We start from the raw sequence: 12,653 nt of genomic DNA on the forward strand, positions 1-12,653 counted from the left end.
TAACGCATAATTAGCGTTGTGGTTAATGTTACTACAAGTCATATAGAAAATAGGCTAATAACGTGATGACAGCGTTTTTTCAGTACAGATATTTGAAAAAATAATGAGCCCAGAATATTTGAGCAAAAACGTCCCGGGCCTATTTTTCATAGAAGGGTAAGGATGTGTACGGATTGGTCTGGACACAAAAAAACCGTATCCCCTTGAGAAGATACGGTTTTCGGTACTTTTAAGGACTTGTCTGGACGTCCTCGGAAGGTTATGTGGTGGAGCTGGCGGACACTTAACTCCACACATAACCCATTGATTTAAATGGGTCATAAAATAGTCTCTAAGTTGTTCTGGGCCGTATTCTGGGCCGAATATTTAATATACTGCCGGGATAGCTGAGTTCAGCTATATGACGAAGTCTAACCATTTTCATAACAAATTTGAAGCATAAATATTCAGCCTACCGGGAGTTGAACTGGGTCATTTCAGGAGTTGAACTGAGCTATTTTGGGGAGTTGAATTCAAACCATGCTCAGGAAATGAGTTAAACAAATCATATAGTCTCAACTTGCCATCCAGATTCCCGCAGCAACTGAGTTTGCTCATCTGATATACGGTCTGCGTGCAGGGCTAAACATAGTAGATGCCTTGGTCTACTCATTGCGACATAAAATTGCCGCATAAATACTTTATTTGATTTGCGTGAATTTGGTTTATCTTTCAGATTGGAATTAGGATGTGCAATACTTGGTAGCTCTCCTGTCAAATATGGCAGCATAGCTTGCATATCAAATGTGTGATTCTTTGTCTCAACGACCAGTGTCGCATCATGAGTTTCACCTTTAACCGCATGTATTGTTGAAAGCTCAATATGGAAGCCATCTACGTGGCTTATAGTGTTGTCTTTCGAAGAAGCTAATGTCGGGGCTTGCTCTGTTCGCATAGGTTTACTGGAGGCAGTGCTTTCATTAAATGCCATATATTCTCTAGTTTCTGCCGAAATATCTAAGAGTCCAATTAAAGAGGATAGTATCGAGCATGCTTGCACCCAACGGATAGGTTGCGTTGCTTCGGTTTCAGTGAGTAAATAAAATAATCCTTTGCGAAAGCGAGCCCAACTATCTTTTTTTATTAAATATTCGCGTAGAGTCGAATTAGTAAAGTTGCGACCATCGTCATCTGTGATGTTACTCATTCGCATAATCTTAAGGATGCAAGTTAATAAGAATTTATAATTATCAGCTAAATCGATAGATGAATTTTGTTGACAATGACGAACGGCATCTATAAAGCAAGACTCTTTGAAGTTAACCTTCGATTTTGCCTTGTCAAAATCAGGCCAATAATGACCTAATCTGAATTGGTCTTTATCTGGCGTTATTTCTGCACCAACCGCACCAACAACTTTTACCGTAAATTTTTTGTCTTTTTTATATTTATCTGCGAATTGATTTGAAATAATCTGAGCAAAATACTCAATTACTTTTTCACAAGTATCATCATTAAAAAGAATAATGGTATGAGTGAATTTATTACCAGAAATATGTGCTTGTGCTCTATCTAATAAACTTGTTTCTGTTAATTCAGTTTCTAAAGGGATTTCATTGAAGCTTAATCTATTGATTTTTTCAGATAAAGCCCCATCAAAACGATGAGATTTATGAATTATATAATCCATTTGGTCTCGCAACTTACCGTTGAAGCTTTGATTAGGCTCTTCTGTTCCAATGCTATTAAAAATAGATTGGTCTGGATCTCCAAAACGTTGAATAATCGAATTTTGATTAAAGGGAAAAATTTTACATAAAAGTTCATCTTGGAATTTTTGTGTATCTTGCATCTCATCAATCAAAATAAATGGGAATCTTGTTCTTATCACCTTAGCTAATTCAATATTATTTGTACATGCTTTATCGGCTTGTATATACATATCTCTAAAAAGGAATACACCTCGTTTATCCAAATAATTTTTTAATCGATTTAGATCACTGATTGCCTTTTGGAAATTATTATCGCTTTTCCAAGCTTTGGATTTTTTATCAATATTTATTTCCTCACCATTCTGTGAGATATATCTAAATGATCCCCTAAAAAAGGCCTCCTGTTTTTCCGTATTTCCTAATCCACTCAATGTCGCTTTAAACCAGGAAAACTGAGCTAATTCAAGGAGCTTCACTGCTTGTTTTGCGTAGGTGTCATTGTCTACCGTGATATCACTAACACCACTAGATCTTATATATGGAAGAGCTAAAAAGCGGTGTACAAATTCCTGAATGGTACCGATAAAGTGTGGGTAGCTCAGTAGACGCTGTGCAACTTTTGATTTTGAGCGCTGAAGGCGGTCAATGATCTCATCTTTAGCCACATTGGTATGAGATAGGACGCATATCCCTTGGTGTGGATAGTTCCACTTTTTAGCCAGAAGAATGAGTTTTGTGGCAATCAATGTTGTTTTTCCACTTCCGGGGCAGGCTTGTACATCAATGGAGTGCATAGCCTTCAAAATAGAAATGCGAATATCATCCTGAAGAATAAGTTTTTCAGTTTCGGCTATCTCGGTAATGTCATCATGTGTAATGAGGCCTTCAAGTGAGTGCCGCATGCCGCACCTCCTCGGGCTCTTCTTCAATTGGCTCTGTTACATATTCAATAGCTTCAATAAGGTAGTTTGGAAGTTTCTGTCTGAGTTCAACTGCAAATTCGGTTTTTGCCCGTGTTTGGACCGAGTTAGAAATATCGTTATTACTGGCATCAGCATCACTAAGAGAAGCTATCGCTGCATCAACTTTTTGTTCTTGTTGTTTTTGAAGAATGCGAGACAGTTCATATGCAAAGTCAGTTTTTGAAACCTGGCTAAGAATGAATGTTGCTTTGGTATCATCATCGCCAACGATGTCATCAATTCCTGTATTAGAGCCAACGATAGCTTCATAACACTCGCCAAAAAGACCGTATTTAGCCAGGCAATATTCAAACGTCCAATCATCCGATATTTTGACTGCAACATTCTGCCTATCTAATTGAGCGATATGTTCAATTTTTCTTTTCTGGTCGTCGGGGCAATTTCTTCGCCAATAGGCTTGGTTTCTGCTGTTCTCTTTTCTAAATCCGTATGGATTACTACCGTCATCTTTTTCTTCGGCACAATCTGGCCAAAGGTCAAGATCCCTAAGTACGCATACTTTTGTCGGATGCCATGCGGTTTGGTTTTCATCTTGGCCGGATCTTAAGAATAATCTGGCAAAGCGCTTCCATGAGCCACTATTGTCGTATTTGACAATAGATACGCCATAATTTTCTAAAGGGCGTCCCAATAATTTTGCTAATTCAGGTAGCAGGATATTTTCACCATCACCTTCCACAAGCATGACTGCTTTAGCAAAAAAAACATTAGCTTTGGTTGAATCTAAAAATTTCCTCAGAAATTGATAATCATCCTTAGCAAGTTCTGTTTCACCTACAGCAAGCGGCCAAGCACCCCCTTCCGATAACATGATGATTTCGGCAGGATCGGCTTTAGATGCTATGTTAGGGCTGTGAGTTGTCAGAATACATTGTACTCCATCTGGTTTCTTTTCAGTTTTAGTTGTCTTGTTTATAAACTGAAGGAGCTTCATCTGTAGTTGGGGATGAAGATGTGCCTCTGGCTCTTCGATGAGAAGCAAAGGGAATTCGTTGTTTGCTTCTTGCTCCAAAAGTAATAACTCAGCACCCATAAAAAGAAGATTGAGATAACCAAGCCCATGTGTTCGTTGGTCATTAGTAAGAGATAACGTTAATCCTTCCAATAAGGTGCGTAAATGACGTTTTTGGATATGTCTTGGTAGATTGGAAAGGTCTTCTTCTTTAATGCCCGCTATATCAATAAATGCACCAAGTTTTGATTTATCTTTCTCAAAAATAAGCTTATGGAGATATTTTTGCTGAATGTTTTCTGCCGATTTTTTCAATGCCGCATCGTCAGTAAGAAGCTCATCATTTGCTTTAGCGACGATAGTAAGAATGCTTTCCATTCCCTCTATAATGTCTTTTGAGGAGCTCAGTATTTGAGATAAACGAGAGGCTCTACCACTAGAAAGTTCTACTTCGGCATCTCTTAGTGGCTTAAGGTACGTTGAGGCGAGAAAATCTCTGATCTCAGACTCAACGGCTAAACCGTTCCCGTTTATGCCTGAGCGTAATTCGGTCTTTATGTAGGGATAGCCTCTTTTCTCTAACCCCGTAATTTGAGCGTGTAGCTGAACATAAAGTACTGAACGGAGTTTTTTTTCACCGTTCTCATCTTCATATTCTTCATGAGAAATATGTTCGACAAAGCGATGAGCATGAGATGCTACTTCAGAAAATTTTAGTTTTATTTTTAAATCATCAGCATCATTGTGAAAGTCTTGCTCTGTAAGATAGGCCCGATCATTGGATTTTGTGCCTAGTGTATACCGAATTGCATCGATCAATGCCGTTTTGCCAGAGTCATTCTCTCCAACTAAGACATTTAGGCCTCGGTTTAGCTTCAAATGTAAATGCTGGAACAGCCTAAAGTTTGATATTTCAATATGTGATAAGTACAAATTAAAGCCTACTTAATGACAACGCCCATGAGACACGCCTATGCAACAAGGTTGTTAGGCCTCTAGTACTGCGGTGAATCAACAATTACTTAACCTTTGATTTTACACCTATTTACAATTTTCTATCTGTGATATTGATCCAAAGACGGAATACAAGCCCACTGGAACAATCAGTTACTTGCGATTTAGTGAAATAGTAGACATTTAACTATATTTCTAGAATAATGGAAATATGGTTTGTTGGGAGGTGCTATGAACATTGACGATGCGGCCAATCTCCTGAAAGAGCTTGGCCATCCAACGCGTTTACGGGTTTACAAGCAGTTAGTTAAATCGGGTAAGGAGGGAACACCGGTTGGAGAGTTGCAGGAAAAACTGGGTGTACCTAATTCGACACTCAGCCATCATCTGTCTGCGCTGATCTCAGTGGGTTTGATCCGACAACATCGAGTAAGCCGGACGCTTTACTGTATTCCAGAGTATGATTTACTCAATGAGCTTATGATTTTTCTAACGGATGAGTGCTGTGTAGATGAAAAATAATCTTAACGACCTGAGCGATATTGAACAATTTAATCATTGTATGGCAACCTTCTGGCGTCAACATGAGCAGGAACTTTACCTGTTTTTTCTTGGCCGTTTAGGCGACAGAGAGCAGGCAAAAGATTACTTGCAAGACCTGTTTTTAAAGGCGCGAACCATTGCCGACAGTTTTTGTTCGATGGACAATCCTCGCGCCTGGTTGTTTAAAGCAGCAAGGAATATGTTGATTGATAACTGGCGTAAAAATAGGGAGTTCACGGAGTTATCTGAAGAACTACCAGTATTAGACCGTGATACGCAGCCAATTGAAAAACTCACGACGTGCCTACCTCAAACCTTGCAGAAGTTATCGGAGCAAGACCAATACATTATACAGGCATGTGATATTGAGGGGTTTCCACAGTTAATGATTTCTGAGCAGATGGGGCTAACCCTACCTGCATTTAAGTCACGCTTGCTTCGAGCCCGGCTTAAGTTAAAAGAGATCATGTTGTCAGAGTGTCAGATTGAGTTTGCCGATGACACCTCCATTTGTTGTCATAAACACGATGATCAATAAATTTTCGATTTTATAAATAATTTTTGCATCCTTTTCCCATTTCATACGTTTACCTCAGTGAAGCTTATCAAGAGCAATTTAATTCACTGAGGAGAAATACCGATGAATACCATTTCTATTTATGAACCTGCCGGATGTTGTGCAACCAGTAGCGTTGTGGTTGATGAGAAATCATTAGCTTTCAATGCGGATATGGACTGGTGCAAAGAGCAGGGGATTCATGTCGAACGCTTTAATTTGCTGAAACAGCCTGCGGCCTTTGTCTCAAATGCCGTGGTTAAGGACTTTCTTACTACCTCAGGTCAACAATCTTTGCCATTGGTACTGGTCAATGGACAAATCGTACTCGCTGGGCGATTGCCGGTACGCGATGAATTGAAGCGCTGGTCTGGCGTTGATGTCGATAAATCGACTGAGGATTTTCCTCCTTCATGCTGCAACGTTCCACGTATGCCGTAATTGACCATGATTAACTTTAATTAATAGATAAGAATTGATAGGTAAAGAATATGACACCACTATTTTTGCAAAACATGCCGCCATTTATCTTTTTCACCGGTAAAGGTGGCGTAGGTAAAACCTCTTTAGCCTGTGCGACAGCGGTAGCACTAGCAGATCAAGGAAAGCGTATTTTATTAGTAAGTACCGATCCAGCATCAAACGTCGGGCAGGTATTTGATCAAACGATAGGACATCAGATTGTTGAGATTGAAAAGGTCAATAATCTATCCGCAATGGAAGTCGACCCAATGGTTGCTGCTCAAGCGTATCGTAACCGAGTGTTAGATCCCGTACGGGATGTGATGCCTGCTGATGTGCTCAGCAGTATCGAAGAACAATTATCGGGTTCATGTACGACTGAAATTGCTGCATTTGATGAGTTTACTGATTTACTGACGAATACTGATTTACGTGAGCGTTTTGATCATATTGTTTTTGATACGGCACCTACTGGACATACTATTCGGATGTTGGAGTTACCGGGAGCCTGGTCAGGGTATCTAGATGCGAATCCAGATGCCGCAGCTAATTTGGGGCCTCTAATTGGGCTTGAGAAGAATCAAACTCAATATTCAGATGCCGTCGCGGCATTGTCCAATCCGGAACAAACTCGCTTGGTATTGGTGGCTAGAGCCCAATCTTCTACGTTAAAAGAGGTCTCTCATACCTATGAGGAGCTTTATAATATTGGTATTCAACAACAGCATTTGGCGATTAATGGCGTTCTTCCACCAGAAGCGGCAGAGAATGACGCGTTGGCTCAAAGTATTGTTGAGCGAGAGGCTCGTGCACTAAATGAAATGCCTGAGAATTTGGCTAATTTACCCCGAACTCAGCTGGCTTTAAAACCGTTTAACTTAATGGGCGTTGAATCTTTGCGTGCACTGTTTTCACCGGTCACTGAGAACTCCCTTGAAACTAACCGGGCAACTTTTGAGGATATTGCTTTTCCACCTCTTGAAACATTGGTCTCTGATCTGAGTAAACAAGGTCATGGATTAGTGATGATGATGGGAAAAGGCGGAGTAGGTAAGACCACCGTCGCTGCATCCGTTGCCGTTGCACTGGCAGGACGTGGCCATAAAGTCCATTTGACTACCTCTGATCCGGCCGCTCATCTTTCTTATACGCTGGATGGCTCATTGGATAACCTGACGGTCAGTCGTATTGATCCAAAAGCGGAGACAGAGAGATACCGTCAGTTTGTCTTGGATAATCAAGGTAAAGGACTTGATGCTGAGGGATTAGCCGTATTGGAGGAAGATTTACGTTCACCTTGTACCGAAGAGATCGCGGTATTTCAGGCGTTCTCGCGAATTATTAAAGAAGCTGACCATCAATTTGTTGTTATGGATACGGCTCCGACGGGTCATACGCTACTGTTACTCGACGCTACAGGTGCCTATCATAGAGAAATGGTACGTCAGATGGGACAAGGGGGGGAAGATGTTTTAACGCCAATGAGGCAGCTACAGGACCCTCAAAAAACGAAGGTTATGATAGTTACGTTGGCTGAAACAACACCGGTATTGGAAGCCGCTAATCTACAAGAGGATTTGCGCCGGGCAAATATTGAACCTTGGGCATGGGTGATAAATGGCAGCTTGGCTGCCGCTGCTCCAAGTTCACCTTTTCTTATTACCCGGGCGAACCGTGAGCTACCACTGATTAGGGATGTGGAAACACGTTATGCAAATCAAGTTGCGGTTATTTCTCAGCAGGCAATAGAGCCTGTAGGCGTAGAGCAACTGAGTAAACTGGCCAATAATCTCTAATTCCACTATAAATACAAACATGGCGTATCAATCAGATATGCCATGTTTGTATTGTCATTTCTTTCTCACCTTGATGTAACTGATTCGTATTACACATTCGATAACTCGGATGTATCTTTTCATTTTTGGTAAGTGATTTGTGATGCTTGTCAAAGTTAAAGAAAATTTATGAATTGATAATAATTAATATAAATCAATTTGTTATTTAAATTCTCCCTCTCATTAATAAATATACATTTCGGTAAGTTGATTTGTGTCACTAATGCGTTAACTTAAATTGATATATTCGATTTTGCAGATCTATTGATTTGCTAAAATAAAAAATACATATAAATCAATTTAATAAAATTTAAGCATTTGAAATGTGAGGTATGTTTAATATGTCATCATGCTATTTCGGTGGAGTAAGCCGGAGGACTTTTTTATTGGGTACAGCAGGGGTAACCGCGCTGTCACAATTCCCATTAAGTCCTCTAGCCCAAGCAATGTCAGAAGACCGCCTACTTTCAGCTAAACCAGGAACGGGGAAATGGATTGCCACTACTTGCAATGGTTGTACTTCATTTTGTGCAAAACAAATTTATGTCCAAGATGGTCGCGCATTACATATTCGGGGAAACGAATTCTCAAAAGTACATGGAAAGGCCAGTTGTCCAAGGCAGTACCTCTCACTACAGGAGCTCTATGATCCCGATCGCGTAAAAACCCCTCTGTTAAGAATGAATCCGAAAAAAGGCCAAGGTATTGATCCCGTATTCAAACCAATTAGTTGGGAAGAAGCCATAAGCCTGTTTGCCGATAAAATTATGGCACTGAGGGAAAAAAATGAAACGCATAAATATGTGGCACTGAGAGGTCGATATTCATTTTTAAGCGATATTCTAATTAAAAACTTTACGACAGTCCTCGGTTCTCCTAATGCGATTACACATAGTTCATTGTGTGCAGAAGCAGATAAATTTGGTTCTTATTACACAGAAGGAGGGTGGGAGTATAGGCAATATGATATTAAAAATACTCGCTATGTTCTGTCGTTTGGCGTGGACCCTTTAAGTGCGAACAGACAAGTCTCTTATTATTGTAGCGAGTGGGGAAACATGCTGGATCATGCACAGGTGGCAATTGTCGATCCTCGATTTTCATCATCAGCTTCGAAAGCTGATGAATGGTTACCCATTATTCCAGGGCAAGATAGCGCACTTGCACTAAGTCTTGCTCATCAAATATTAGTTAATGATGGTTGGCATAAAGCATTTGTGGGTCAATTCATTGATGGTGTAAATCGCTTTCAGTCAGGAGAAGTTGTCGATCCTCTGGCCTTCAACGAACTACATACCTATGGGCTTGTTGAGTGGTGGAACTTAGAATTAAAAGATCGCACCCCTGAATGGGCGGAAACCGTTTGTGGGATTTCAGCTGAACAAATTAAACGTATTGCACAGAAACTTATTGCAGCGGCTCCTAAAGTTCAAATCTGGCGTTCCAGAGGCGCACAGATGCAGCATCGTGGGGCTTATACAACGATTGCCTGTCATGCATTAAATGGGCTATTAGGTGCGGTGGATAATGAAGGCGGCGTTATTCAATATAATAGTTCTCGTGAAGACTCTGTTCCTTCTGCCAAAGAATTTGTCGATGATTTGGCGAAAAAAGGTCTAAAACAAGAACGTATTGATCGGGTTGGTCGGCTGGAGTGGCCTGCACTCAAAAGTGGCAAAAGCGGAGGGGGTGTTTTAACTAACGTTGTTGCCGATAGCATATTGAGTGCTGATCCTTACAAACCTGAAATTGTTTTAGGCTATCTAAACAACTTCACCTTTTCAGCACCAGGAACTCAGCGTTGGGAAGACGCATTAAAATCTGTTCCTTTTGTTGTTCATGTGACGACTAATATTAGTGAATTTAGTTGGTTTTCTGACCTTATTCTGCCTGGTTCACATTTCATGTATGAGAAATGGGGTGTTCAGGGATCGTGTGGAAATATGCATTCACAGGTTTCAATTATTCAGCCCATTATTAAAAGGCTTGGCGATACTGTTGATGACGAGTCCGGTATTCCTTGGTTGCTGGCGAAGGAATTGGATAAGCGAGGATTTTCAAATCCACTGGCTTACTTGAAATCAATTAGAGATCCCGAAACGCAAAAAGAGCCAATAACAGGTGACGAACTTGGACTATATGCCGCAAAGGTTGTAACACAACCATTGTGGGATCCTGCAAAGTATGTTGATGGCGATAAATTCTCAGGATGGGATGAATTCCTTCAAAAAGGAGTGTGGAACTCTGAACCTTATCAGTTCCGTCAGCTTTGGGGAAAAATGAAAACAAAAACAGGGCGGTTTGAGTTTTATAGTGAAACATTGAAATCAGCGTTGAGTAAGCATGCAGAGAAACATAATACAGATGTCGATGAAGTCATGCGGATTTGTAATTATCAGGCTCAGGGCGAAATGGCTTTTATTCCTCATTATGAACAGCCTTACCGTTTCGGTGAGCCAGCAGAATATCCTATGTTATTTATCGACCATAAATCTCGTTTAAATAGAGAAGGGCGATCGGCCAATAACCCGTGGTATCAAAACAATCTCGATATAGATCCTGGGGCCGTAAAGCATCAGGATGTCGTTAAGATTAATCCGATTGATGCACAACAGTTAGGGTTAAAGAATGGCGACCGTGTGAAGATCACATCAATACAGGGCGAAATAGCCTGTCAGGTTTCAATATTTGAAGGCGTGAGGCCGGGAACTGTTGCGAAGGCATTTGGTCAGGGGCATTGGGCCTATGGCAAAGTGGCTTCAAAGGTTTTTGGTCAAGAAGCTTTAGGGGGGAATAACAATACAATTTTACCTCCCGCCCATGAACACTTATCTGGCGCTGCTGCATTCTACGGGCAGATAGGCGTTCGTATTGAAAAAATGATTGAGGGCTGATAAATGCGCTACGGTATGGTTATCGACTTACAGAAATGTGTAGGCTGCACGGGATGCGTATTTGCCTGTAAAGCAGAAAATAATACAACGCCGGAAATTAACTGGTGTGACAAAATCATTAATACATCAGGAACGTTCCCTGACATTTCTTTTGAATACATTTCGACAATGTGCAACCACTGCGATGATGCTCCCTGTGTGAGTGGCTGCCCCACTCAGGCGATGCATAAATCAGAGGGCGGATTGACATTACATGATCCCAATAAATGTATTGGTTGCAAAGCCTGTATGGTTAATTGTCCCTATGGTGTTATTAGTTTTAACTGGAATACACCTCATAAAGAATGGAAAGCAACTGAAGGTGTCACCATTTTAGGAACTTATACGCCAGCAGGAATGTTACAAGCTTCTAGAGGAGAGGGTAGTCCTCATAGTAATCCAGAAAGAGCAACAACGTATCCAGTCGTGCGTCAGCGTGGCACCGTTGAAAAATGTACGTTTTGCGATCATAGATTGAAAGTGGGTTTACAACCAGCTTGTGTTGACGCTTGTCCATCTCAGGCGCGAATTGTCGGCGATCTTGACGATCCCAATAGTGAGGTTTCACGCTTAATCCAGCGTTATAACGGGAAAACACTTCGGCCGGAGTTAGGTACTGGCGCGAAGGTTTTCTATATTCGTCAATATACGCCTTCAGGCCGGTGATTAAGGAGCTATAACATGCAAACTAAAACCTTGTATCATCCCGTGAATTTATTGGCAATTGTTGGCGTTGCCGCGGGTGGATATGTCGCCATTGATGAATGGTTCTTTCAGTCCTCTTTTCGGACTAATGACGGCATCGTATGGACCCTGCCACTAATCAGCTATATTTTCCTAGCGCTAATGAGTACCGGAGTATCCATACTTTTAGCCGCTGGCAAAATTGGCAGGATAGAGATATTAGAGAAAAATACAAAGCATTTGTTATGCCTTGCTATTGGTGCTTTGTTAGGGGCTTTTGCTGCATTATCAACGGAGATGGGTTCTCCATTAAACATCTACTGGCTCATTTTTAGCCCTAATCTCACGTCGCCTATCTGGTGGATGGGAACGTTGTACTTTATTGAACTCATCTTGCTTGCCGTGAAGTTTTTTGAGCTTTACACCAATAAGCATGTTGTTAATGAACGAGTACTGGCGTGGTTAACAGCGATAGTTGCCATCTCCGCTGCTTTGGTATTAGGCAGCGTATTTGGGACAGTTATTGGCCGGGTGAGCTATGTTGGTCTGAGTGCATCCGTGTTCACTTTACTTGCAGCGTTGGCGAGTGGGATAGCTTTGGTAACTATGCTATCAGCTCAGGCTGTGCGCCAGTTTATCATGCCTTATTTCCGCCTCGCTCTTGCCATATTGCTTGTGTTCCTGATTGCCGGGTTTATTTATCAAATCAGAAGCACGGTTGATAATGAAGTCATTACGGTATCGGCGATTTCGTTAATTTTATTAGTCGCCGCTATCTTCCTCGCTTCTCATACATCGGTAATGAGTGCTGTCCTGGCTTTAGCTGGCATTCTGTATGCTGAATACAAGTTTGTTATTGGTGGGCAACTCTTTACGCTAGGGCCGAAAGCGGCATGGTTTGGTGTAGAACAGAACTACCTTCCTAATATCTATGAGTATGGCGTACTGATTTTAGGAATAGCGTTTGCCTGGCTAGCTTATTCTGTACTCTATAGAGTGCTCAATAAATAATAATAGGCAACATAAAAAAGAGGGGTAGATTATTATCCCTCTTTTTGTT

The 12,653-nt window shown here is 41.1% G+C and carries 9 protein-coding genes; 7 read left to right on the forward strand and 2 right to left on the reverse strand.

Annotated features, from left to right (window positions below; genetic code table 11):
- Nucleotides 1-544 precede the first annotated feature (544 nt).
- Both GOL65_RS15870 and GOL65_RS15875 read right to left on the reverse strand, forming a co-directional pair.
- Nucleotides 545-2,593, reverse strand: a complete 2,049-nt coding sequence (locus GOL65_RS15870) for a UvrD-helicase domain-containing protein (protein WP_140919647.1) — start codon at nt 2,591-2,593, stop codon at nt 545-547.
- Nucleotides 2,577-4,559 carry an ATP-dependent nuclease gene (locus tag GOL65_RS15875; protein WP_140919648.1) on the reverse strand — a complete coding sequence of 661 codons (1,983 nt, stop codon included), beginning with the start codon at nt 4,557-4,559 and terminating at the stop codon, nt 2,577-2,579. Before GOL65_RS15875 ends, GOL65_RS15870 begins: the two co-directional genes overlap by 17 nt.
- Before the next feature lie 252 nt (nt 4,560-4,811).
- Between GOL65_RS15875 and GOL65_RS15880 the strand changes: the two genes are divergently transcribed.
- From GOL65_RS15880 to GOL65_RS15910, 7 genes are all read left to right on the forward strand, one after another.
- Entirely contained in the window at nt 4,812-5,102 is a 291-nt protein-coding gene (locus tag GOL65_RS15880; protein ID WP_130592190.1) for an ArsR/SmtB family transcription factor, read from the forward strand.
- Nucleotides 5,092-5,661, forward strand: a complete 570-nt coding sequence (locus GOL65_RS15885) for a sigma-70 family RNA polymerase sigma factor (RefSeq protein WP_228723132.1) — start codon at nt 5,092-5,094, stop codon at nt 5,659-5,661. Before GOL65_RS15880 ends, GOL65_RS15885 begins: the two co-directional genes overlap by 11 nt.
- 102 nt (nt 5,662-5,763) lie before the next feature.
- Nucleotides 5,764-6,120 (forward strand): arsenic metallochaperone ArsD family protein, encoded by a 357-nt coding sequence (locus GOL65_RS15890; protein ID WP_130592189.1) that lies wholly within the window; start codon nt 5,764-5,766, stop codon nt 6,118-6,120.
- Nucleotides 6,121-6,170: 50 nt separating this feature from the next.
- Complete coding sequence (gene arsA, locus GOL65_RS15895) at nt 6,171-7,937, forward strand: arsenical pump-driving ATPase (RefSeq protein ID WP_130592188.1); 1,767 nt, start codon at nt 6,171-6,173, stop codon at nt 7,935-7,937.
- Nucleotides 7,938-8,362: 425 nt separating this feature from the next.
- Nucleotides 8,363-10,870 carry a molybdopterin-dependent oxidoreductase gene (locus tag GOL65_RS15900; protein WP_218652052.1) on the forward strand — a complete coding sequence of 836 codons (2,508 nt, stop codon included), beginning with the start codon at nt 8,363-8,365 and terminating at the stop codon, nt 10,868-10,870.
- Between the two features lie 3 nt (nt 10,871-10,873).
- Complete coding sequence (locus GOL65_RS15905) at nt 10,874-11,575, forward strand: 4Fe-4S dicluster domain-containing protein (protein ID WP_140919650.1); 702 nt, start codon at nt 10,874-10,876, stop codon at nt 11,573-11,575.
- 15 nt (nt 11,576-11,590) lie between these two features.
- Nucleotides 11,591-12,604, forward strand: coding sequence for a polysulfide reductase NrfD family protein (locus GOL65_RS15910; RefSeq protein WP_140919651.1), 1,014 nt, complete (start codon nt 11,591-11,593; stop codon nt 12,602-12,604).
- Nucleotides 12,605-12,653: the final 49 nt, after the last annotated feature.

The organism is Limnobaculum xujianqingii, assembly GCF_013394855.1.
Classification (GTDB): domain Bacteria; phylum Pseudomonadota; class Gammaproteobacteria; order Enterobacterales; family Enterobacteriaceae; genus Limnobaculum; species Limnobaculum xujianqingii.